Source organism: Rhodomicrobium udaipurense JA643 (genome assembly GCF_000636015.1).
Lineage (GTDB): Bacteria > Pseudomonadota > Alphaproteobacteria > Rhizobiales > Rhodomicrobiaceae > Rhodomicrobium > Rhodomicrobium udaipurense.
The window spans coordinates 48,409-69,689 of record NZ_JFZJ01000002.1 but is presented as its reverse complement, the minus strand read 5'-3'; the positions used below and the strand labels follow the sequence as shown (position 1 = coordinate 69,689).

The 21,281-nt window shown below is 63.3% G+C and carries 22 protein-coding genes; 14 read left to right on the top strand and 8 right to left on the bottom strand.

Annotation, left to right across the window (positions count from 1 at the left end; all coding sequences use genetic code 11):
* From T281_RS00810 to T281_RS00775, 8 genes are all read left to right on the top strand, one after another.
* Positions 1–603, top strand: a complete 603-nt coding sequence (locus tag T281_RS00810; protein ID WP_037232652.1) for a riboflavin synthase — start codon at positions 1–3, stop codon at positions 601–603.
* Positions 600–1,757 carry a 3,4-dihydroxy-2-butanone-4-phosphate synthase gene (gene ribB, locus T281_RS00805; protein WP_052036880.1) on the top strand — a complete coding sequence of 386 codons (1,158 nt, stop codon included), beginning with the start codon at positions 600–602 and terminating at the stop codon, positions 1,755–1,757. Before T281_RS00810 ends, ribB begins: the two co-directional genes overlap by 4 nt.
* Positions 1,754–2,212: a 6,7-dimethyl-8-ribityllumazine synthase gene (gene ribH / locus T281_RS00800; protein ID WP_037232651.1), complete on the top strand. Its 459-nt coding sequence runs from the start codon at positions 1,754–1,756 to the stop codon at positions 2,210–2,212. The genes ribB and ribH overlap by 4 nt, the downstream gene beginning before the upstream one ends.
* Positions 2,213–2,330: 118 nt before the next feature.
* On the top strand, positions 2,331–2,888 hold the full coding sequence (gene nusB / locus T281_RS00795) for a transcription antitermination factor NusB (RefSeq protein WP_052036879.1): 558 nt from the start codon (positions 2,331–2,333) through the stop codon (positions 2,886–2,888).
* A gap of 143 nt (positions 2,889–3,031) precedes the next feature.
* Positions 3,032–4,051 carry a thiamine-phosphate kinase gene (gene thiL / locus T281_RS00790; protein ID WP_037232650.1) on the top strand — a complete coding sequence of 340 codons (1,020 nt, stop codon included), beginning with the start codon at positions 3,032–3,034 and terminating at the stop codon, positions 4,049–4,051.
* Between the two features lie 105 nt (positions 4,052–4,156).
* A complete protein-coding gene (locus T281_RS00785; RefSeq protein WP_037232649.1) occupies positions 4,157–4,972 on the top strand; it encodes an alpha/beta hydrolase in 816 nt (271 codons plus the stop codon).
* 180 nt (positions 4,973–5,152) lie between these two features.
* A complete protein-coding gene (gene thpR / locus T281_RS00780) occupies positions 5,153–5,761 on the top strand; it encodes an RNA 2',3'-cyclic phosphodiesterase (protein ID WP_037232648.1) in 609 nt (202 codons plus the stop codon).
* Positions 5,762–6,153: 392 nt separating this feature from the next.
* Positions 6,154–6,609, top strand: a complete 456-nt coding sequence (locus T281_RS00775) for a GFA family protein (protein ID WP_052036878.1) — start codon at positions 6,154–6,156, stop codon at positions 6,607–6,609.
* A gap of 129 nt (positions 6,610–6,738) precedes the next feature.
* On the opposite strand, the gene hemN is transcribed toward T281_RS00775, so the two are convergent.
* From hemN to T281_RS00760, 3 genes are all read right to left on the bottom strand, one after another.
* On the bottom strand, positions 6,739–8,097 hold the full coding sequence (gene hemN, locus T281_RS00770; RefSeq protein ID WP_245269118.1) for an oxygen-independent coproporphyrinogen III oxidase: 1,359 nt from the start codon (positions 8,095–8,097) through the stop codon (positions 6,739–6,741).
* Positions 8,094–8,750, bottom strand: coding sequence for a bacteriochlorophyll 4-vinyl reductase (gene bchJ / locus T281_RS00765; RefSeq protein WP_037232693.1), 657 nt, complete (start codon positions 8,748–8,750; stop codon positions 8,094–8,096). Before bchJ ends, hemN begins: the two co-directional genes overlap by 4 nt.
* A 557-nt stretch (positions 8,751–9,307) precedes the next feature.
* On the bottom strand, positions 9,308–11,227 hold the full coding sequence (locus T281_RS00760; RefSeq protein WP_052036877.1) for a hypothetical protein: 1,920 nt from the start codon (positions 11,225–11,227) through the stop codon (positions 9,308–9,310).
* 242 nt (positions 11,228–11,469) lie between these two features.
* On the opposite strand from T281_RS00760, the gene T281_RS00755 reads away from it, so the two are divergent.
* Positions 11,470–13,371, top strand: coding sequence for a potassium transporter Kup (locus T281_RS00755; RefSeq protein ID WP_037232687.1), 1,902 nt, complete (start codon positions 11,470–11,472; stop codon positions 13,369–13,371).
* A 6-nt stretch (positions 13,372–13,377) separates the two neighbouring features.
* Here the strand turns inward: T281_RS00755 and T281_RS00750 are convergent, their stop codons facing one another.
* The gene (locus T281_RS00750; RefSeq protein WP_037232647.1) at positions 13,378–14,502 is read right to left on the bottom strand and encodes a zinc-binding metallopeptidase family protein; all 1,125 of its coding nucleotides are present in this window, start codon (positions 14,500–14,502) and stop codon (positions 13,378–13,380) included.
* Between the two features lie 174 nt (positions 14,503–14,676).
* On the opposite strand from T281_RS00750, the gene T281_RS00745 reads away from it, so the two are divergent.
* A complete protein-coding gene (locus T281_RS00745) occupies positions 14,677–15,099 on the top strand; it encodes a response regulator (RefSeq protein WP_052036876.1) in 423 nt (140 codons plus the stop codon).
* 22 nt (positions 15,100–15,121) lie between these two features.
* Here the strand turns inward: T281_RS00745 and T281_RS00740 are convergent, their stop codons facing one another.
* A complete protein-coding gene (locus tag T281_RS00740; RefSeq protein WP_155954961.1) occupies positions 15,122–15,913 on the bottom strand; it encodes an NAD-dependent epimerase/dehydratase family protein in 792 nt (263 codons plus the stop codon).
* A gap of 225 nt (positions 15,914–16,138) precedes the next feature.
* Between T281_RS00740 and T281_RS00735 the strand changes: the two genes are divergently transcribed.
* From T281_RS00735 to T281_RS00725, 3 genes are all read left to right on the top strand, one after another.
* Positions 16,139–17,053: a diacylglycerol/lipid kinase family protein gene (locus T281_RS00735; RefSeq protein WP_037232645.1), complete on the top strand. Its 915-nt coding sequence runs from the start codon at positions 16,139–16,141 to the stop codon at positions 17,051–17,053.
* Positions 17,050–17,847, top strand: coding sequence for a metallophosphoesterase family protein (locus tag T281_RS00730; protein WP_052036875.1), 798 nt, complete (start codon positions 17,050–17,052; stop codon positions 17,845–17,847). Before T281_RS00735 ends, T281_RS00730 begins: the two co-directional genes overlap by 4 nt.
* 67 nt (positions 17,848–17,914) lie before the next feature.
* The gene (locus T281_RS00725) at positions 17,915–18,088 is read left to right on the top strand and encodes a DUF1328 domain-containing protein (protein WP_013418400.1); all 174 of its coding nucleotides are present in this window, start codon (positions 17,915–17,917) and stop codon (positions 18,086–18,088) included.
* 84 nt (positions 18,089–18,172) lie between these two features.
* Here the strand turns inward: T281_RS00725 and T281_RS00720 are convergent, their stop codons facing one another.
* Both T281_RS00720 and T281_RS17265 read right to left on the bottom strand, forming a co-directional pair.
* On the bottom strand, positions 18,173–18,388 hold the full coding sequence (locus T281_RS00720; RefSeq protein WP_037232642.1) for a hypothetical protein: 216 nt from the start codon (positions 18,386–18,388) through the stop codon (positions 18,173–18,175).
* Between the two features lie 47 nt (positions 18,389–18,435).
* On the bottom strand, positions 18,436–18,708 hold the full coding sequence (locus T281_RS17265; RefSeq protein WP_052036873.1) for a hypothetical protein: 273 nt from the start codon (positions 18,706–18,708) through the stop codon (positions 18,436–18,438).
* 158 nt (positions 18,709–18,866) lie between these two features.
* Between T281_RS17265 and ettA the strand changes: the two genes are divergently transcribed.
* Complete coding sequence (gene ettA, locus T281_RS00710) at positions 18,867–20,525, top strand: energy-dependent translational throttle protein EttA (RefSeq protein ID WP_037232636.1); 1,659 nt, start codon at positions 18,867–18,869, stop codon at positions 20,523–20,525.
* 121 nt (positions 20,526–20,646) lie between these two features.
* Here ettA and T281_RS00705 read toward each other — a convergent pair whose 3' ends face one another.
* The gene (locus T281_RS00705; RefSeq protein ID WP_081796508.1) at positions 20,647–21,102 is read right to left on the bottom strand and encodes a carboxymuconolactone decarboxylase family protein; all 456 of its coding nucleotides are present in this window, start codon (positions 21,100–21,102) and stop codon (positions 20,647–20,649) included.
* Positions 21,103–21,281: the final 179 nt, after the last annotated feature.

Genomic DNA, 21,281 nt, shown 5'->3' with positions numbered 1-21,281 from the left:
ATGTTCACCGGAATCATCACCGCACAAGGCACTGTCCTTGAGGCCGATAACGGCCGTTTCGCCATCGCCTGTCCGTGGGAGGCTACGGGCATCGTGCATGGGGCGTCCATCGCCTGCGACGGCTGCTGCCTCACTGTCACCGGCGTCGACTCGTTCGGCGGCGGCTCGATCTTCCGCGTCGACGTCTCGAACGAAACGCTGTCCAAGACGACGCTCGGCGAATGGGCCAAGGGCCGCAAGATCAACCTCGAACGATCCCTTCGCTTCGGCGACGAAATGGGCGGGCATCTCGTCTCGGGCCATGTCGATGGTGTCGCCCGCATCGAGAGCATCACGCCGGAGGGCTTCTCGAAAATTTTCGCCATCCGCGCGCCGGACGCGCTCGCGAAATTCATTGCGCCCAAGGGATCGGTCGCGCTCGACGGCGTGTCGCTCACCATCAACGACGTGAACGGCTCGCTTTTAACCATCAATCTCATTCCGACCACGCTCGAAGTCACCATATTCGGCGGGAAGCAGCCGGGCGACTCCATCAACATGGAAGTCGATCTTATCGCGCGCTACGTGGCGCGGCTGCTCGGACAACAGGCTGAAAACTCATGAAACCCGACCAGTTGCGCGTTCTCGACCCCGCCGTGATCCGCGACCAGCTCGCCTCGATCGATGAAATCCTCGAAGACGCGCGGCAGGGGCGCATGTTCATCCTCGTCGACGCCGAGGACCGCGAGAACGAAGGCGACCTCGTCATCCCCGCGCAGATGGCGACACCCGACGCGATCAACTTCATGGCGCGGTTCGGGCGCGGACTGATCTGCCTCGCGATCACACCGGAGCGCGCGGACGTGCTGCACCTAGAGCACATGGCGCGCTCGAACCGCTCGCGCAATCGCACCGCGTTCACCGTCTCCATCGAGGCGAAGGAAGGCATCACCACCGGCATTTCGGCCTTCGACCGCGCGCATACTGTCTCCGTCGCCATCAATCCGGAGAAGGATTTCCAGGACATCGTGAGCCCCGGCCACGTCTTCCCGCTCATCGCGCAGGAAGGCGGCGTGCTCGTGCGCGCGGGCCACACCGAAGCCGCCGTCGATCTCGCGCGGCTCGCGGGTTTGCTCCCGGCGGGTGTCATCTGCGAGGTGATGAACGACGACGGAACCATGGCGCGCATGCCGGATCTGCTCGCCTTCGCGCAACGGCACGGCCTGAAGATCGGCACCATCGCCGACCTCATCGCCCATCGCCGCCGCACCGAAAGCTTCGTGAAGCAGGTGGACGAACGCGACATCAACAGCCCATACGGCGGAGCCTTCAAGCTGCGCGTCTATGTGAACGAGGTCGATAACACCGAGCATCTGGCGCTCATCAAGGGCGACGTGTCCGGCCCCGAGCCGGTTCTGGTACGCATGCACGCGGTCAACATCCTGGAAGACCTCTTCGGTGTCGGCCGGAACGACGACAACCGCCGTTCGCTCGTCGAGCGCGCCATGCGCCGCATCGGCGAGGAGGAGCGCGGCGTGGTCGTCGTCATTCGCGATGTGCGCGAGGGTACGATCCGTTCGAGACTGTCGAACGTCGCCGCCATCGCCGAGGGCAAGGCGCCCGAGAATCGTCTTGTCGATTACGGCATCGGCGCGCAGATCCTGCTTGATCTCGGCGTCAAGAACATGGTCCTTCTGTCTAACTCACCGACGCCGAAAGTCGTCGGCCTCGAAGGCTACGGCCTCAACATCATCGCGCGACGCCCCATCGACCAATGACAAAGCCCGTTCATATCCTCATCATCGAAGGCCGCTATTATAACCACATCGGCGATGCGCTGCTTGAGGGCGCGACGCGCGCTCTCGACGAAGCCGGCGCAACGTGGGAAGTGAAGACGGTCCCCGGCGCGCTCGAAATTCCGCAGGTTCTGGCGCTCGCCAAGGATGCGGATCTGTTCGACGAGGGCGGCGACCGGCCTTTTCACGGCTGCGTGGCGCTCGGCTGCGTGATCCGTGGCGAGACCTCGCATTACGACATCGTGGCGAACGAATCGGCGCGTCAGCTTCTTTCGCTCGCTATCCGGCATGGCATTCCGTTCGGCAACGCGATCCTGACGGTCGAGAACGAGGCGCAGGCGCTTGCACGGGCTGACGTTAACCGCAAGAACAAGGGCCGCGAGGCCGTCCTGGCGTGCCTTGAGGTGCTTCGCCTGAAGCGTGCGTTTCGCCGGTAGGCGCGGCTCTTGCGCGATACTTGAACGCATCCCCACGCCGCTTTTGCGGATCGCGGGTCTGATATGATCGACGCGAGTTGCGCGGGCGACTCGCCGCCTTAACTGAAAGCTTTGGAAGATGGACTTGGACGACGGTCACGACGCAGGCCCGAAAGCGGACCTGCCGGCAGGACAGCCTCGAACGCGCGCGCGACTTGCCGCCGTGCAGGCGCTCTATCAGATGGAAATGACGCAGCGCGACCTCAGTCTCGTGCTTCAGGAGTTCCTCGGCCGCCGTTTCGAGACTGTGGAAATCTATGCGGGCGCGGACCGCTCGTTCTTCCGCGACATCGTGGAGGGCATCGCGCGCGGACAGGCGAAGATCGATCTCGAAATCGCGGGCCATCTCGCCTCGGGCTGGAAGCTGTCGCGCATCGACAGCATCCTGCGGGCGATCCTGCGTTCGGGCGTTTACGAATTGACCGATCGCGACGATGTGCCCGCGCGCGCTGTCATCAACGAATATGTGGAGATCGCCAAGGATTTCTTCGGCGGCGAGGAACCGGGCGTGGTGAACGGCGTTCTGGACCGCGTGGCGCGAGCAAAGCGATCGCGCGAATTCGGCCGGAAAACCGGCGGCAAGGGCGGCCCGACAAAGGGCGCAACCAGGTTCGGGGATGATACGAGCGAGAACTGAAACGATACAGTGTCTTCCCACAAAGCAGACGCAGCAAGGCGCTGGTAGTTTCTGTCGTCGATCAGCTTCTCTGCGTCAAATCGAGTCCGGTGATCCAGGCTTCAGGCTTTCCGGCGCGACGCGGCCTCGAACGGTATGGCAGCATGCGCAGGCTCGGTGAAAACGCGCTCATTGCCGAGGTTCTGGCGCCGCTCGCAACGCATCCGTGCGCCTTTGGCCTTTCGGACGACGCGGCGCATCTGTCCCAAATGCCGCCGAACGGGCTTGTAATTACCACCGACGCACTCGTCGCAGGCGTGCATTTCTTCGAGAACGACGATCCGGGCGACGCGGCTTATAAAGCGGTCGCGGTAAATGTGTCCGACCTTGCGGCCAAGGCAGCAAAGCCCTTCGCCTATCTTCTGACGCTCGCACTTCCCGCCGCGCCCACCGAAGATTGGGCGCGCGCCTTCGCGGGGGGGCTCGCCCGCGCGCAGGCGGCTTTCGGCGTGAGCCTCATCGGCGGGGATACGGTAACGGCGCGAGGCCCTTGGTGGCTTTCGGTGACGGCGCTTGGCGATGCGCCCGCGCGTCCGCTGGTGCGCGGCGGCGGCAGGCCCGGTGACGTGCTTTATGTCACCGGCACGCTCGGCGACGCTGCGCTCGGCCTCAAGATGCGGCTCGGCCTTGCCGACTTCGCCGCCGCGCTTTCAACGGATGAGACGGAACGTCTCGCGCGCCGCTATCTCTATCCCGAGCCGCGCGTTTCACTTCGGCCCGCGCTTGCCGCGCACGCTTCAGCCGCGATGGATCTGTCGGACGGGCTTGCGCTCGATCTCACGCGGCTTTGTATCGCTTCGGGCGTGACAGCGACAGTCGATGCGAGCGCCCTGCCCTTGTCCGAAGCCGCGCGCTCTGCAGTCGCCGCCTGCCCGGCCCTCATTGAAGCTATCATCACGGGCGGAGACGATTATGAAATTCTCGCCGCCGTACCGCCCGAAACAGCATCTGGTTTGGGAACAGAAGCACGCTCGCGCGCTTTCGAGGCCGCCGCCCGCGACGCCGGTTGCCCGATCTTCCGCATCGGAAAGCTCGCGGAAGGCGCGGCCCCTCCCTCCTTTCTCGACCCGTCGGGCGAACCGCTTATCCTTTCGGCCAAAGGCTTCGAACATTTCGCACTTTGAGTTTTTCTCTGCCGCGCTTTCGCGTCAAAGTGCCGCTTCGGCTTCATGTCGCTGAGCCGACCTGACCGCCATTCGCCTTTCGTTTCAACCCGCACCCGGACCCATATGACACTCGAACTCGTTCGCCTGCCGCCCGCCGCTCCGGAAAAGCCGGTAAAACTTCTGTTCATCCACGGCATCTGTACCGGCGCGTGGGTTTGGCGGCAAAGCTTCCTCCCCTATTTCGCGAGCCTCGGCTACGACGTGTCCGCGCTCTCGCTTCGTGGCCATGGCGAAAGCGAGGGCCGCGAGCGCGTGCGGAGTTTCGGCCTCCGGGATTTCGCCAACGACGTGGAATGGGCCGTGAAGGAAATCGGCGGCCCCGTCGTGATCGTCGGCCATTCGCTCGGCGGCGGCGTCGTACAAAATTATGTGAAGCGCGGCGGGCGGGCGGCGGGCGTGGTGCTGATGTGCGCCGCGCCGCCGCATGGGCTGATGCGCTCGTCGGCGGAACTCTTCATCCGCAACCCGACGCTCTTCCGCGAGTTGCAGCGCGTGCTCGAACGCGGCATTCGCAACGCCAACCTTGACATCATCGAGGACGGTCTGTTCGCGGAGCCGCCCTCGCCGCAGCTGCGACGCCTCTTCTTCGAGCGCATGGACGACATCGCCGAAAGCGCGAGCCGCCAGCTTTACGGCTTTACGCCCTTCGCGCCGCTGCCTTGGGGCATGCCGAAGCTGATGGTGATCGGCTGCGAGAAGGACGAGTTCGTGCCGCCCGCCGATGTGCGTCTCACCGCGATCTATTACGGTGCGCGATCCATCATCGTGAAAGGCGGCGGCCACGCCATCATGATGGATTCGAACTGGAAGGATGCGGCGGAACCGATTGCCGGCTGGCTCGCGCAGGAATTTCGCGGCGCGCCCGGCGGCGCTGCGTAGGCCTCTTGCGGCCCGGCGCTATCGAGCGCTCCGCTGCGAGGCGCTTCAGCACCCGTAACGCGCCGTTAGCCGTGATTCCGCTTCTCGCGTGCCTTGAATAAAACACGAACCGCCACAACCCTATGCTGCTAGGCTGACCGGCCAAGGCCGGTCGCTCCTTCCCGCACAGGAGGCCCACCTATGCCTAGACTTTTCACCGGACTCGAACTGCCTCACGATGTGGTCGGACATCTTTCCGGCCTTCGGGCTGGTCTCTCCGGAGCGAGTTGGATCGACGCGGAAAACTATCACATCACGCTCCGCTTCGTAGGCGATATCACCGACGCGCAAGCGAACGACTTCGCCGACGCGCTGGCGGACATCCGTTTCGAAAGTTTCGACATCGCGGTTTCGGGGCTCGGCAGTTTCGGCGGAAACAAGCCGCGCTCGCTTTGGGCGGGGGTGAAAGCATTCCCGGCGCTGGAGACGCTGCAAAGGGCGCATGAGCGGGCGGCGCGCGCGGCGGGTTTGCCGCCTGAGCCGCGCAATTTCACCCCGCATGTGACGCTCGCCCGGCTACGCAATGTCAGCCCCTTCGCCGCCGCCGATTATCTCGCGCGCCACGGCGGCTTCGCCTGCGAGCCGTTCACCGTGAGCCGTTTCGTGCTGTTCTCCTCGCGGCCCAACCAGGGCGGCGGCCCCTACGTTGTCGAGGAGGCTTATTCGGCATGGGATGCGCATTTCGCGGAGGATGAGGAACTTTTCGCGCATCCGCATGGTCAGGTTTTCCCGAGCACGCAGTCACGCTAGGGCTCTGGCGCGTATTATTTTGCTCCACATTGCTGCGCGCTCTCAAGCAAACGCAAACGCATACGCATACGCATACGCATACGCCACAAAAGCATCAGCAACTGTTTGATTCCAGTGCGGTTTCGTTTGATTGCGGTGCTACAAGCGAATGGAATGTAAAGTTCACCGCTCTAGCGGCGGCCCCCCGGCGCTCGGAAGCGCATGGGACGGCCTGAAATATGTCGCTCGCCGCAATAATCGTGTGGCGACGGTGGAACCTTGGCCCCCGCCGCGAACTTTGCTGGAAAACAACAGGAGCGTTTGGGCGTTATGATCGCGTGAGGAACGTGTCAGGGTCGGGAGACCGCCTGTGCGTTCAAGCAAGCGGCGGGAGAGCCTCAAGGACGGTAGCGATGAGCATCAAGGGAAGTTGTCTCTGCGGCAGCGTGCGCTATGAGGTCGAACATCTCGACGCACCGATCCGCGTCTGCCACTGCCGAACTTGCCGAAAGGCGCACGCCTCGGCGTTCAACGTATCGGCCAAGGTCGCGCGCGAGCATTTTCACTGGATCGCGGGGCAGGACAAACTCACCTGCTTCGAATCCTCGCCGGGCAAATTCCGCCGCTTTTGCTCGATCTGCGGATCGCAGGTCGTCGCTGAATACCCCGACAAGCCCTACATGACGTTGCGCGTTGCGACGCTAGACGACGATCCCGGCGCGCGCCCGAGCCAACGCATGTGGATGTCGCACGCAGTGTCCTGGGCCGAGGCGGAAATGGACCTCCCGGCTTACGAGCAGTGGCACGAGGAAGCGGCAACGAATGCCCCGAAGGACGCCGCGCCGGTCAAGGTCGGCCACAGCTTTTGAGTCTACATCCATGCGGGCGCCATCCCGCCACGCTAATGGCTTGCACCGTTCAGCCTGCGCTCCGCCAGCCCGCGCCGAAGCGCGAACGAAGCAGATGCGCTTCGTTCGTAATCTCGCGATTTGCGTTCGTCAGACCGCTGCGGCGTGCCGCTGCCCCTGGTTGTGCTGGAGGTAGTCGTCAAAAACGGAGCAGACGACGCGAAGCGCTGGCCGCGCCGCATCCGGCACGCGCACTTTGCTGCCGTCGAGTTCGCACAAGCCTTCGTCCTGAAGCGCGCGAAGCTGCGCAAGCTCATCGTAGAAGTCGTCGCGGTTCGGCGCATGAAGGCGGCGCATCTCATCGAGGTCGACTTCCATATCGCACATCAGGCGCTCGATGATCGCAGAGCGCAGCTTGTCTTCGCCGCGGAACGTGACGCCCTTGGCCACTGGAAGCTCGCCCGAGTTGACCTCGCGCGAATAGGCGCCCGTCTCGACGATATTCTGCATGAAGCCTTCGGGGGTTTCCGAGATGGCACTCGCCCCAAAGGCCACGATGGCCCCCGCGAGGTCGTCGGTGTAGCCTTGGAAATTGCGGTGCAGATGGCCTTCGCGCAGCGCGATCGCCATGCTGTCCTCGGGCCTGGCAAAGTGGTCGAGGCCGATGCGCACATAACCGGCGGCTTGCAGCGCGTCGCCCGCCGCCGTCGCCTGCTCGAAGCGCATAAGCGCCGTCGGCAGCGCGTCTTCGGGGATCATGCGCTGGTTCTTCGCCATCCACGGCACATGCGCATAGCCGAACAACGCGATCCGATCCGGCTTGAGCGTCGCGGCCTGCTCCACGGTGCGGGTGAGCATCTCGGCGGTCTGATGCGGCAGGCCATACATGAGGTCGAAGTTGAGACCCTTCACGTTCTGCTCGTGCAGCATGCGGATCGTGTCTTCGATCACCTCCATCGGCTGAACGCGATTGATCGCCTCCTGAACCGTGATGTCGAATTCCTGAATACCGAGGCTCGCGCGGGTGCAACCGATCTTGCCGAGCGCGTCCGCGTTGTCCTGCGTGAAGGTGCGCGGATCGATCTCGACGGCTATTTCAGCGTTCGGCAGAATGTCGAATCGGCTCGCCACCGCCTCATGGATACGCACCATGTCTTCGCCGTTCAGCGCCGTCGGCGTTCCGCCACCCCAATGTATGTGACGCACTTTCATGCTTCCCTTGGGGAGCTTTTCGCAGGCGAGGTCGATTTCCTTGATAAGCGTCTCGACGTATTCAGTCACGGGCGAATAACGCGCGATGACGCGCATGTTGCAACCGCAATACCAGCACATGCGACGGCAGAACGGGATGTGAAGATAAAGCGAAAGCTCCGTTTCGGGATCGAGCCGCGAGAGCCACGCGCCGTAGCGCTTCGAGTCCACTTCGCCAGTGAAATGCGGCGCAGTCGGATAGCTCGTGTAGCGGGGTACCCGTGCATGGAAGTATTTCGCGATACCTGGAATCATCATGTTAATTCCCGTTGACGGTGGGCTGCGGGGGCGTGTTCTGCTTTTTGGGCCGCGTTTTTCGGCCATTCAATTTCGAAAATGCAGGCGCTGCCGCCCGCCGCTTCGCATTCGATCTCGCGCACGGTGGTGTTGCGGCTGACGAGCGTTTCGAACAGGCGCTGGAACGTGCCAGCGTAAAAATCGCACTGCGGCTCATCGGCGTGGCGGCCACGGCACAGCGGACAATTCGCGATCGAAACAAGCACCGGATAATCAGCCTTCGCTTCGAAGGTTCCGCTTCCGGCGAAAGTCCAAGCGTGCTTGCCGATTGCGGAAAGCAGCGTGCGCGCGGCCATGCGTGGCGGAAGGCGCTTCAGCACGAACTGCGCGAATTTCGGAATGCGGCGCGCGAGGAGATAGTCGCCCGTGCGAAGCCCCGCCTCGAAGGAAATTCTTTTGGCGTCTTCTCCGGCGAGGCCCTCGAACAGCGCGGTTTGAAGCGCGCCAACCTCGGTTTCCGGGACCATGCTCTCGGGCGGCACCGAGAGGCGCGCCTCAAGCTTCGCGCGAGCGAAAATATCGTGAGCCGCATCGTCGCCCAACCGCTCGCGGAGCGTTTCGGCGACCCGGATTATGGCATTGGGACCAATAAGGCCCGCATTCGCATGCGCCATAAAGCGCGCCTTCTTGTTACATGGCAACCGGGCGCAGCCGCAAGCGGTGCGCGCGCTGGATGCCGCTTATGTCAGTCTAGCTTGACAATGGATGTGTCAAGCAAACCTTACTCCTACTGCATAACAGTGTTTTGATTTAGATCAAGGATTTTTCGAGACTATGTCGCAGAAGATTAGTGGCTTATGCAGCTTGCCTCAAGCAATCGCGCATTTTTCTTGCGAAATCAAGCGTGGTTTTGGGAGCCGCGCGAACGCAACGCACCCCCTAGTCGATGGAGACTGCGGAGGCTAGGCTGGAGCTTGACTGGCGCTCGTCTCAGGCTTGCCGGACAGACGCAGACAAGGCACGCATGGGCGCGAGGCCGTCGGGAGCGCCACGGTGGCGACGAAACATGTCCCCGGGCATCTGCGGCTTGATGGTCGCGGGGGCCCAGGCGTCCACGCCGAAAGCACGCCGCGTGATTGCGATGGAGGCGCCAGACTACAGGCGCGGCTTTCGCGGCCTTTGCGGCGATAGCCCGGCTCCGAATAGCTGCGGAAGCGTCCCTTTGCGAAGCTCAAGCCCGCGCGGGACGCCGCCGCTCATGGAACCACGCGCGATAGTCCTGCATCTTGGTTCGTTGGGCGGCGGGCGCGCGGCGTTTGCAGGTGGAGGCCTCGTCGGTTCCTTCCGGCGCGCCCCAACGCAGTTCAACACAGTCGTTCACATTATATGCCATTTCGAGCGCGACGGACCGCTCCAGCACGTCGCGGAGCGCGAGCGTCCACGTGGACCCATCGCTTCGCGTATAGGAGAATGTCCGGGTCGAAAGCTCCGACGCGAGCGTGGTCTCAAGGTCGGCCTTTACATCCGCGGCGCTCTTGTCCTTCGGCATGGCATAGCGTTCGGGCCGCCGCGCAACGCGATCCGGGAAGCCGCGCGCGACATCGATCGCGATCAGAAGACGCAGATCGCGCGAAGGCGTCGCGAAATCCTCCCACGCACCCACGGTCTCGAAGATCGAAGGGCCATCCGGCATGTCGGCAACACCGCGATTGGTAGTCTGATACTTGCGGCCGTTTTCAACCGACGTCACACGCGCCTTGACCTGCTCTTCGAGCGCGGCGATCACCTCCAGCAGAGCGCGCGACGGGTCCAGCGGGTCGGGCGACATCACGTCTTCCATCCGGTCGTAAAAGTCTTCGACGCCAAGCCGCGCCTGATCGAGAGAGAAATCGCCGTAGTCCGCGCTCTTCGAAATCTCCTCGTTCGAAAGTCGCTTCAAGGCACTCCCATCCCGCACGATGGGCCGGAAATGCTTGAAGCCGGGGCTTCCGAGCGCGGGATCCTGCGCGAACAGGAAGTTGCCGCGCCAGAAGCGCTTGCGCGCAACCGTCCCATCCGGCTGTCCGTCGACGGCGAGAAACACGCCCGCCCCGTCGCCGGACTGCGGCACGCGCTTCACGAGCATGAGCACATGCCCGTAAGGATCGGCGTAGATGGTTCCCGGCCGAAGCGTCCGCTCGCTGAGCGCTACCGGATAATAGTCGGTGTTGTTGTCGTTTGCAGATGTTCGCGCGGAGCCCGAATGCACCCCATCGGCGACGGCGGAGAGATAGCGTCCGAATGACGCCGCGAGGCCAAGCCTTTGCGGCACGGTGCGCGGCGGCGCGGGCTGGCGGAAAAGAATTGGCAGGGGCGACGCGCTCTCCGGGCGTGGCGGCCGCGCGGGCTCGAACATCTGGCTGTTCGTCCATTCGAAGCAGCGAGGCCCTTCGCCGCCCGCTCCGCGCGAGCACTTCGAGAAGCCGAAGGGCAGCCCCATCTTGAAGGCAAAATAGGCGCGCAGGAAATATGGCAGGTCGGCGCAATCGGGGCGCATCACGATGTTCTTCTCGTCCTCGCGCAGCCCAAGATGGTTGAACAGGAGATTGCGGGAGCGGTCGCGAAGAACCTCATGCAGAACGGGCCAGGACGGCGCAGCTTCAACGGGGGCGTCGAAAAGCTTCTCGATCCAGGCTGAATAGAGGTTCTCCGTGGCGCGGTTCCACGTGGCGCGAAGCGGCCATACGCCGGCATTCCCGGCTTGGGGAGCGGCAGGCTGGCGGTCGCGCACGACGATCTCGCGCGTAACCGCTTCGCAAGCGCCATCGGAGGCGAGTTTCGCCTTCCACGGCCCCGCGGCGGGAGACGTCACCTCCAGTATCCAGAAATAGGGCGGCCCGCCGCGCCTCTCGGCCGTTTTCACGGCGACTGCACCATCGGGCGCGATGAGCGACAATTCGCCATCGAGGGGCTTCTCCGACGCGAGGACGACTCGCAGCGGCGCGCCTTTCCATGGAGCGATCGGCGAATTCAGCACCGCGATGTCGGACGCTTCGGCGCAAGGCTGAGACCCCTCGGCGGCGGGCTCGGCGATGGCCGGAAGACAGACCAGGATAGCGATCGCGAGCGGAAACAAGATCTTCGCGATAAGAAACCGGCGCGCTAAGACCACGGGAGCCCCCTTCTTGATGACCGGGCGCAGGCTAGACGGTGTGGCTTGAGCGAATCTTGTCTGAAGATGTCCAGCGCGGAAGGCGACGGAAAAGCCTTTTTCGCATGTGCGACGTTGCCTCTATCAAAGCCGTAACTTCGTTGTCATAAAGCTGGATCTCAGGCGAACACGGATCATTTCATAGGAAGACGTGTTTGCGATCCTGACGGTTGAACGGCGGCGACGAGGGCATCGGGCATAGCATGGCGACGGAAGCACTGACGAAAGCCGAGGCGCAACCGCTCCGGAACGCCGCGCTCATCGGCGCGCTCGGCATCGTGTTCGGCGACATCGGCACGAGCCCGCTCTACGCCTACAAGGAGGCGCTCGCTTCCGCCGGGGATGTGGATGCGCTCCGTCCCATAGCTTTCGGCTGCGTGTCGCTCGTGTTCTGGGCGCTGATCATCGTCGTATCGATCAAGTATGTGCTCGTCATCATGCGCGCCACGAACGACGGCGAAGGCGGCGTCATGGCGCTGACGGCACTTGCCCTCGATGCGCTGAAGTCCGAGCGCTCGCGCGAAATCGCGGTCCTCGTCGGGCTCGTCGGCGTCGCGCTGTTCTACGGCGACTGCATCATCACGCCCGCGATTTCGGTTCTCTCCGCCGTGGAGGGGCTGGAAGTCGCCACGCCCGTGTTCAAGCCGTTCATCGTACCCATTGCGGCTGGCATCCTCGCCGCGCTTTTCATGCTGCAATATCGCGGCACCGCTTCCATCGGGCGGATCTTCGGCCCGGTCATGATCGTCTGGTTTGCCGTGCTCGCGCTGGCGGGCATACCCCATATCATCGCTCGACCCGACATCCTCGCCGCGGTCAATCCCGTTTACGGCCTCGACCTGATCGCGACGCACGGCTGGATCGGCTTTCACGTGCTGGGCTCGGTATTCCTTGCGCTCACGGGCGCCGAGGCGCTTTACGCCGACGAGGGCCATTTCGAAGGCAAGGTGATCCGGATCGACTGGTTTTCGTTCGTGCTGCCCGCGCTGATGCTCAACTATTTCGGTCAAGGCGCGCTCGTGCTCGAAAACCCGGACGCACGGACGAACCCGTTCTTCTATCTGTTCGCCGACTGGCTCCTCTATCCGGCCGTGGCGCTCGCGACCGCAGCGACCATCATCGCGAGCCAGGCAGTCATCACCGGCGCTTTCACCATCACGCAACAAGCTGTCTCGCTCGGCTTCATGCCACGCATGGAAATCCGCTTCACCTCGAAAACCGAGGCGAGCCAGATCTACATTCCGCAGGCAAACTGGCTCATGGCGGCGGCGGTGCTGGGGCTTGTCCTGTATTTCGAATCGTCGAGCGCACTAGCTGGCGCATACGGCCTTGCCGTCGCGACGACGATGGTCGTATCGACACTGCTTGTCGGCGTCGTGGCGCGCCATGTGTGGGGATGGAGCGTCCTCAAGACGTCGCTTATCATTTCATCCTTCCTCATCGTCGACCTCGCTTTCTTCGGTGCGAACCTCATCAAGTTTTTCGAGGGCGGCTTCCTGCCGGTGCTCGTCGGCGCGGGGATCTTCACGGCGATGGTCACGTGGCGACGCGGCCGCGTCTTGCTGAACGAGCGCATCGCACGCGAAAACCCGCCGTTCGAGGCGTTCTGGGAGGAGGTCAGAGGGACCGATCTTTGCAGGGTGCCGGGCATCGCCGTTTATCTTACGAGCCGGCCTGACAGGATTCCGCCTTCGCTGCATCTGAACGTGCGGCACAACAAATGCCTGCACGATACCGTCGTTTTGTTGACGGTAATCACCGAACGCATCCCGCGCGTGCCGAAGGAAAGGCGTGCCTACGCCGAACAACTTCAGCACGGATTTATCCGCGTGATCCTGCGGTTTGGCTTCGCGGAATCGCCGAACGTGCCGCGCGCGCTGAGACGGGTGGCGGCGGAGCGGCGCGCGGAGCTGTTCTTCGATCCCGCCGCTGACGTCTCCTATTTCGTGGGCCGAGCGATCCCTGTGCCGTCGACCTCGCCCGAAATGTCGACGGTGCGCGAGCAGATCTTCATCATCCTTACAAAGAACGCGACCACCGCGACGAATTTCTTCTGTATTCCGCCGGAAGATGTGGTCGAACTCGGCACGTTCATCGAGATCTGACGAAGCTCAGGCGGAGCGACTCGCGACGCTTCGGGCAAAGCTCGGTCGCTCGGCGGCCTCTTTTGCCGAAGCAGCCTTCGCGCCCTTCGAGCGGACGATCTCGTGAACGACACGAAGTTTCTCGATTACGGCGGGCGAGATCACAAAGGGGTAGAGATCGTCGATGCCCATGCTGCGGTTGATGCTGTTCACCGCGAAAGTCACCGGAAGCCACGCGTCGATGATCGTCTCGAAATCCTTGCGCGTGTATGGGTCGAAACTGACGCTCGCGGCAAGGTTGTCGTCCTGACCCGCGCGCGGCCGCACATGGAGGCCGAACGCGTAGGCCGTCTCCAGCGTGTCAATCATGTGCAGATAATGCGCGAAAGTCTCGGCCCAGTCCTCATGCGGATGCGCGCTCGCGTAAGCCGTGATGTGATTGTCCCGCCAGTCAGGAGGCGCACCGTTCTCGTAGTGCTTCTTCAGCGCCTCGCCGTAATCCGCCGTCTCGTCGCCGAAAGTGGCGAGGAACTGAGCATAGCCCGGCCGCCCCTTCACGAGCCGCTCGAAATAATAATGCGCGATCTCGTGGCGGAAATGGCCGAGCAGCGTGCGGTACGGCTCGTGCATATTCTCGCGGATCTTCTCGCGGACCGCGTCTTCCGCCTCGATGACGTTCAGCGTGATTTCGCCATTGTCGTGGCCCGTCAGGATCTTGCCCTGCCCGTCCTCACCCGGCGGGGGCGCGAGAAAGTCGAAAGCAATGCCGGTTTCGGGCGCTTCGGTCTTGCCTTCGACCGGGAGGCCCAGCCTCAACAGGCTGTAGACGAGGCGATGCTTCGCGACCTCGATACGCTGCCAGCGCCGCAAATTCTCGGGCAGGTCAGGAATGGTGCGGTTCAGAACGCATGCGCGGCATAGCTCGCCGGGCTTGTCGACGAGCCAGTTACACGTGCCATGTTCAAAATTCGCGCAATATGAGACGGTGCGGGACTTTTCGGCGAGCGGCGTGAAGGTGCCGTCGCCATTCGGTCTCAGGGCCGTCATCTGCGCCACATCGGGAAGAAAGCCTAGAGCATAGCCACATCGCTCGCACGCGGTATTCTCGAAATAGACCAATTGCCCGCAATGCTGGCACTCGAAAAGCTTCATCGTTTCTCTCCCGGGAGGCGCAACGCTCCCGATCAACACGGACGCCGCGCTTTCGATCCGAGCGCCGGTTTTGTTGCGCCCGCGGCCCGTTTACTTTGAGGGAAAAGCCGATGGACGGCTTTCGTCAAAGTACGGTAGTGTCTCAGCTCAATCAAAACCCACGGGCTTCAAGACATGCGGGCTTCCCTCCCGACTGAACCGGCCTCCTGCGAAAATTCGGAAGCGGAGAACCCGCTCGAAGGCGTGCGCGTATTTTTTGTGGAAGACGAGGTGCTCGTGGCCATGCTCATGGAGGATTTCCTCGAAGAGCTGGGCTGCGTCGTGGCGGCTTCCGCGCACAGGGTCGGCGTCGGCCTGCAGAAAATCGACCAGGTCGAATTCGACGTGGCGGTTCTCGACATCAACGTCGCGGGCGAAACGGTGACGCCTGTTGCGGAGGAACTCGAACGGCGCAACATCCCTTTCATTTTCGCAAGCGGCTATTGCGGAAACGCGCTCGATGACCGTTTCGCCGGTCGTCCTCTTCTCATCAAGCCCTTCGGGCAAGCCGATCTCGCCGCCGCTCTGCTAAAGGCTCTTGCGAAGCCAGCGGAATAACATGTGTCCGCGTGCGCGTCGCTCACGCCAGCGACGCAGACGCACCTTCCCCACCACCTTCAACGCGCCGTGACGGAGCCGCCGCAGCCTTCTCGCGCCGATGAGCCAGGACGCACGCCCGCATCTCGGCCAACACGTCGCTCGCCGTCATGATGTAGTCGCCCGCCCCGCCGAAAGCCGCTGCGTAGCGCGTGCGAATGCGGCTGTAAGGCGCGGGCGATCTGACCTGACCCATTTGCCCCGGGAAGAATTGCATAAGAACGTCGGCCATCGGCAAAGGCTCGGTGGCGAGGTTCACGACGCGTACATCGAGACGCAAAGCCCTCGCGATGTCGCGGCGGAGGCGGCGAACGGGATACCACTGATGGATGGCGACGCGGTTCAGCCCGGAAGCCTCGCGGTCGAGCAGCGCTCCTGCCGCGCCGTCGGTGATCGAAGGGCCGAAGACATCAGGCAGCCGGAGCACGACGCCGCGCCGCGACCGTTCCGCCACGGCGCTTTCCAGCCATCCCAATGCCGTACGAGGCGCACAAGGATCGACATAGCGCTCGTCCAGCGGAAGGCCTCGCGTCGGATACACGTCGAGCGACGACAAGAGAACAAGGCGCTTCGCCTTCTGGGCACCGGTCTCGATGAGCGGCAAAAGAACGTTCTGGCGCGTCGTCTCGTCCACTCCTGTGGCGACGATAACCACCTCGTCGCAAGGAGGCAGGCCCTGCCCGCCATAAGCCGAAACTGGCCAAGTGGAATATGCCCCGGAGGAAGATAGAACGTCTCCGATCGCTTTTCCGGGATCGACGACAAAACGTTTCATTTCCTGCTGCCAAACCTTCGTAATTACTCTAATTATTACCGCCGCGGCGCATTTTTTGTCGCCCCGCGCAGATGACCTCTATCAAGCGGTCAAGGACACTTAGGATATAGCGTCCTTTACTGAGAGCAAGTAATTTTAAGCGCTCTCCCCGCAAAATCGTTTCGCCGAACCGCAAGCCGGTTGCGGTGTTGGGGGAGCTGTGGCTAGAAGCGCGGGGAGACGGGGATGCGCGTGCATGCCGTAATCAACAGCCGTGCCGGGCAAGCGCTTGGGGTATCGGGCGAAAGCCTGGCCGACAAGACGCGAGCGGCTTTCGAGGCGGCGGGCCACGCGATCGCCGTAAACCTCGTCGAGCCGGGCACGATGGACGTCGCGCTCGACCGCGCGGTTGCGGCCAAACCTGACGTGCTGCTCGCGGGCGGAGGCGACGGCACCGTCACCAGCGCGGCACGCCGTGTGCTCGACACCGACATCGCGCTGGCCATCCTGCCGCTCGGCACCGTGAACCGCCTCGCGCGCGATCTCGGCATCCCGCTGGACCCGGACGCGGCGCTTAACGCGTTGGCCTCGGGCGAGTTCCGCAAGATCGACGTCGCCGAGGTGAACGGCGAGGCATTCCTCTGCAACTCGCTGCTGGGCTTACCGCCAAAAATCAGCGCCGAGCGTCAAGCCCTGCGCGGCCAACCCCTCGGCGAGCGGCTTCGCGGCTATTTCGCCCTTCTGAAAACCGTGATCGCCTCGCGCGGCCATCTCGACATTGCCATCAATGGCACGGAGACGCAACGCAAGCGCGTGCGCGTGTTCTCGCTGGCGGTTTCGAACAATCTCTACGATGAGCGCCCGAGCCTCATATTCTCGCGCAAGGCGCTCTCCGATGGTAAACTCGGCGTCTACATCGCGAAGCCGCATAGCGGGCTGGGCCTGATGTGGGTGCTCGCCCGCGCCGCGCTCGGGCTCTGGCGGGGCGACGACAGGCTCGAACAGCTCAGCGCCTCGGAGGTCACGATCATGACGCGGCGCAGAAAGACGCTGCGCCTGTCGAACGACGGTGAGGTGGTGCGGATGCGAACGCCGCTCAAATATCGCGTTCGGCCCGCGGCGCTTAACGTGCTCGTGCCGGTTCCGAAAGACGCGCGATGAAGATTGCCCTTTGCGCGGACCTCCATTTCGGCAGCGTGCCGATGGGCCTCGAAGACGCGCTACGCGAGGCGATGGAAGCGGAACGCCCCGACGTCATCGTGGTTGCGGGCGACCTGACACTGCGCGCGCGGCGGCGCGAATTCGAGGCGGCGAAGACCTGGCTCGCCGCGCTTCGCACGCCCGCGCTCGTGCTTCCGGGCAACCACGACCTGCCCTATTTCAATCTGCTCCAGCGCTTCGCGGACCCGTTCCACCGCTTTCACCAGGCGACCGGCACGCCGCATCTGATGCCGGTGTTCGAGGGCGGCGGCGGGGCGGTTCTGGGGTTCAACACGGCGCGGTCCTGGCAGCCGCATCTTCGCTGGCAGGACCGCGCGGCGCGACGGCGCGACATCGCGGCGACCGAAGCGGAGTTTGCCGCGATGCCGCCGGGCGTGTTCAAGGCCGTCGCGGCGCATCACCCATTTCTGCGCGTGCCGGACGAACCGCGAGCGCGGCCGGTGCGACGTGCAGGCGATGCGCTGCGGGCGTTCGCGCGATGCGGCGTCGAGCTGCTCATGTCGGGGCATACGCATCGAAGCTTCGCCATCGAAGTCCAGGTGAGCGACAGGCGGCTCGTCGCTCTTGGTGCGCCGACGGCGCTTTCCGCGCGCATGCGGGGTGAGGCCAACGGCTTCTGGATCGTCGAGGCCGACGCGGCGGCGATAGCCTGCACGTTATGGCTGCGCGAGGTCGCTGCGGGCCGTGCCGACCGCTTTTCGCCATCGCCGACGAAATTCTTTGCTCGCCGGTGATCTTCTGGAACGTGCGAGGCGCACCTGTGTTGAGGTATATGAGAAAGCATTTCACAGGGAGAAAACCATGCTAGGCTGGGCCTTGACCTTCCTTGTGATCGCGATTGTTGCCGGTGTCTTTGGCTTTGGCGGTATCGCCAGCGCGTCAGCCGGTATTGCGCAGATCATATTCTACATCTTTCTCGTGCTTCTCGTCGTTTCGCTGATCGGCTACTTGCTGAGAGGACGAGGCAACATATGAGTGTTGCACGATGAAAGAGAAAAGGAGCCGCGAAGGCTCCTTTTTTTGTTTCGCCTTGCTCCCGGCGCCAGCTCGCAACCTCGCCTACGGATTGTCTTCCGGCGTACCGGTTCCGGGCGCGTCCTCGGCCATCTCTTCGCTGTACTTCTCAAGGTCGCGCTCGATCTTCTCCTCGTCCGGCTTCTCGCGGTCTCGCTTGTCCCACGCCTTCTGGCCCACCTTCGCATCCGGATCGTCGGGCGAAATGGCGTTGTCGTTCTCCGCCTTGTAGGAGCCGATGCCGGTCTTCGCTTTGCTCATGGTTTCCTCCTCGCGGTTGGCCGCTCAAGATACTAACCCGCGAGGCGCTAACGCGTGCCCTTCTCGATGTCGTCGCGGATGCGGTCGCCGTCCGGCGCGATGTCGCTGTCCGGGCCTTCGGACGGCGGGCGCGGCTGGCCTTCCGGCTGCGGTTCGGGCCACACGCCGCCCCTGCCTGGCTTGCCGAAGCCGCCTTCCGGCGGCGCGCCGGGGATAGCATCCGGGCCGGGGCCGGTCGGGATGCCCGGCTGACGGTCTGGCGGGATGCCGCCGGGGAGCCCCGCGCCTGCGGGTCCACCCGGTGCTGATGGGTCTGTCATGGTTGCCACTCCTTTTACAGGGGAAGGAATGGCGCCGCCGGGTGTTCCGCCGAACGACGATCTCTGCCAAAGGGCGCTTCTGGCTGACAACCGCACGCAACCACGCTACATAAGGGGCAAGAATCCCCATTCATCGACGCACACAAGAAGAGAAGCCCATGGCCGCGCCGCAGTACGTTTACGTGATGCAGAAGCTTTCCAAGACCTATCCCGGCGGAAAGCAGGTGCTGAACAACATCTCGCTGTCCTTCCTGCCCGATGCGAAGATCGGCGTGGTCGGCGTGAACGGCTCCGGTAAGTCGACACTGCTCAAGATCATGGCGGGCGTCGAGACGGAGCATCAGGGCGAGGCGTGGGCGGCGGAAGGCGTGCGCGTCGGCTATCTGCCGCAGGAGCCGCAGCTCGATGCGTCGAAGGACGTGCTCGGCAACGCGATGGACGGCGTGGCCGACAAGAAGGCGATGCTCGACCGCTACAACGAGCTTGCGATGAACTATTCCGACGAGACCGCCGACGAGATGGCGACGCTTCAGGATGTCATCGACGGGCACAATCTCTGGGATCTCGACGCGCAGGTGGAGCAGGCGCTCGCCGCGCTGAACTGCCCGCCGCCGCATGCCGGCGTCGAGAGCCTCTCGGGCGGCGAGAAGCGCCGCGTCGCGCTGACGAAGCTTCTGCTATCGAAGCCCGACATCCTGCTGCTCGACGAGCCGACGAACCACCTCGACGCCGAGTCGGTGGACTGGCTCCAGCACTTCCTCGAAGACTATCCGGGCTGCGTAATCCTCGTCACCCACGACCGCTACTTCCTCGATTCGATCACCACATGGACGCTCGAACTCGATCGCGGTCAGGGCGTGCCGTACAAGGGCAATTATTCGAGCTGGCTCGAACAGAAGGCGAAGCGCGCGGCACAGGAATCGCGCGAGGACGAGGCCAAGCAGCGCACCATGGCGCGTGAACTCGAATGGATCAGGGCGAGCCCGAAGGCGCGGCAGGCCAAGAGCAAGGCGCGTATCACCGCCTATGAGAAGCTGGCGGAGGAAGCGGGCCGCGATCAGATCGGCAAGGCGCAGATCCAGATCCCGACCGGTCCGCGCCTCGGCGGCGTCGTGCTCGAAGCGGAAGGTCTCAAGAAGGGCTTCAACGGCCGCACGCTCATAGAAGGCCTCGAATTCAAGCTGCCGCCCGGCGGCATCGTCGGCGTGATCGGCCCGAACGGCGCGGGCAAGACGACGCTGTTCAAGATGATCATCGGCAATGAGAAGCCGGACGAGGGCTCGTTCCGCGTCGGCGAGACGGTGAAGCTCGGCTATGTCGACCAGAGCCGCGATGCGCTCGATCCGAAGAAGAGCGTGTGGGAAGAAATCTCAGGCGGCCTCGACCAGATCAAGCTCGGCACGAAGGAAGTGAACTCCCGCGCTTATTGCGGCTGGTTCAACTTCAAGGGCCCGGACCAGCAGAAGAAGGTGGGGCTGCTTTCGGGCGGCGAACGCAACCGCGTGCACCTCGCCAAGATGCTGAAGGAGGGCGGCAACCTGCTGCTGCTCGACGAACCGACGAACGACCTCGACGTGGAGACGCTGTCGAGCCTCGAAGCCGCGCTTGAGGATTTCCCCGGCTGCGCCGTGGTCATCAGCCATGATCGCTTCTTCCTCGACCGGCTCGCGACGCACATCCTCGCCTTCGAGGGCGACGGCCATGTCGAATGGTTCGAGGGCAACTTCCAGGCGTATGAGGAAGACAAGCTGCGCCGCCTTGGCGCCGCCGCGCTCGACACGCCGAAGGCGAAGTTCGCGCGGTTTGCGCGGGGGTAAGCAGGCATCAAAACCCCAGCAGTCGCTTAGCGACTGCTGGGTTAACGTATCACTCTATACTCCCTATGGGTCCCGAAGCTTTTCAGAAGTCTTTTTCTTTCCGTTTCAATCTGATGGATTTTCATCGCGGCGTTACAGCCGGGACGACCTGCTTTGCAAAGACTTCCTTGGCGGCGAAAAGACCGTTAAGCGCCGCCGGGAAGCCAGCGTAGACGGCCATCTGCATCAGAATCTCGGTAATTTCCGTTCTGGTGAGACCGACGTTGAGCCCGGCCTGAATATGGACCTTAAGCTGAGGACTCGCATTGCCCATGGCGGCGAGCGCAGCGATCGTCGCGATCTCCCGGGAACGGAGGTCGAGACCCGGCCGCGAATAGATGTCGCCGAAAGGAAACTCGAACAGATAGGTGGCGAAATCGGGAGCTATGTTGGCCAGTGCCGACACAACCTTCTGTCCCGCCTCACCATCAACCTCGGCGAGTACGCGCCTGCCGCGCTCCAACCGGCTCTCGTTCAGATCCGGTGAATGATCGACACCATCGGCTTTCGCCAACTCCGTTTGCGACAAAGAGGCCATTGAGACGCCTGGAAGAGCCAAGGCGTGAGCAAGAAACGTTCGGCGGGAAGTGCTCATTGCACCTCCTCTCCGCAGGCTCGCGCCTGCTGGACTTCGCCGTTAGAGGTGGGGCTGCTGTTACGCAAATCGATGTCAGCTCTTTCAAAGAGCATGCGTGGTGTGCTTTCCAGGTATTTTCC

Excerpts from the sequence above, each read along its gene's own strand:
- T281_RS00755 (WP_037232687.1), top strand. The coding sequence starts at position 11,470 with ATGGCGACGGAAGCACTGACGAAAGCCGAGGCGCAACCGCTCCGGAAC.
- T281_RS00720 (WP_037232642.1), bottom strand. The coding sequence starts at position 18,388 with ATGAGCAAAGCGAAGACCGGCATCGGCTCCTACAAGGCGGAGAACGAC.
- thpR (WP_037232648.1), top strand. The coding sequence starts at position 5,153 with ATGCCTAGACTTTTCACCGGACTCGAACTGCCTCACGATGTGGTCGGA.
- T281_RS00725 (WP_013418400.1), top strand. The coding sequence starts at position 17,915 with ATGCTAGGCTGGGCCTTGACCTTCCTTGTGATCGCGATTGTTGCCGGT.
- thiL (WP_037232650.1), top strand. The coding sequence starts at position 3,032 with ATGCGCAGGCTCGGTGAAAACGCGCTCATTGCCGAGGTTCTGGCGCCG.
- T281_RS00775 (WP_052036878.1), top strand. The coding sequence starts at position 6,154 with ATGAGCATCAAGGGAAGTTGTCTCTGCGGCAGCGTGCGCTATGAGGTC.
- T281_RS00810 (WP_037232652.1), top strand. The coding sequence starts at position 1 with ATGTTCACCGGAATCATCACCGCACAAGGCACTGTCCTTGAGGCCGAT.
- T281_RS00705 (WP_081796508.1), bottom strand. The coding sequence starts at position 21,102 with ATGGCCTCTTTGTCGCAAACGGAGTTGGCGAAAGCCGATGGTGTCGAT.
- ettA (WP_037232636.1), top strand. The coding sequence starts at position 18,867 with ATGGCCGCGCCGCAGTACGTTTACGTGATGCAGAAGCTTTCCAAGACC.
- T281_RS17265 (WP_052036873.1), bottom strand. The coding sequence starts at position 18,708 with ATGACAGACCCATCAGCACCGGGTGGACCCGCAGGCGCGGGGCTCCCC.
- T281_RS00730 (WP_052036875.1), top strand. The coding sequence starts at position 17,050 with ATGAAGATTGCCCTTTGCGCGGACCTCCATTTCGGCAGCGTGCCGATG.
- T281_RS00740 (WP_155954961.1), bottom strand. The coding sequence starts at position 15,913 with ATGAAACGTTTTGTCGTCGATCCCGGAAAAGCGATCGGAGACGTTCTA.
- T281_RS00785 (WP_037232649.1), top strand. The coding sequence starts at position 4,157 with ATGACACTCGAACTCGTTCGCCTGCCGCCCGCCGCTCCGGAAAAGCCG.
- bchJ (WP_037232693.1), bottom strand. The coding sequence starts at position 8,750 with ATGGCGCATGCGAATGCGGGCCTTATTGGTCCCAATGCCATAATCCGG.
- T281_RS00745 (WP_052036876.1), top strand. The coding sequence starts at position 14,677 with ATGCGGGCTTCCCTCCCGACTGAACCGGCCTCCTGCGAAAATTCGGAA.
- ribB (WP_052036880.1), top strand. The coding sequence starts at position 600 with ATGAAACCCGACCAGTTGCGCGTTCTCGACCCCGCCGTGATCCGCGAC.
- nusB (WP_052036879.1), top strand. The coding sequence starts at position 2,331 with ATGGACTTGGACGACGGTCACGACGCAGGCCCGAAAGCGGACCTGCCG.
- T281_RS00750 (WP_037232647.1), bottom strand. The coding sequence starts at position 14,502 with ATGAAGCTTTTCGAGTGCCAGCATTGCGGGCAATTGGTCTATTTCGAG.
- ribH (WP_037232651.1), top strand. The coding sequence starts at position 1,754 with ATGACAAAGCCCGTTCATATCCTCATCATCGAAGGCCGCTATTATAAC.
- T281_RS00735 (WP_037232645.1), top strand. The coding sequence starts at position 16,139 with ATGCGCGTGCATGCCGTAATCAACAGCCGTGCCGGGCAAGCGCTTGGG.
- hemN (WP_245269118.1), bottom strand. The coding sequence starts at position 8,097 with ATGATGATTCCAGGTATCGCGAAATACTTCCATGCACGGGTACCCCGC.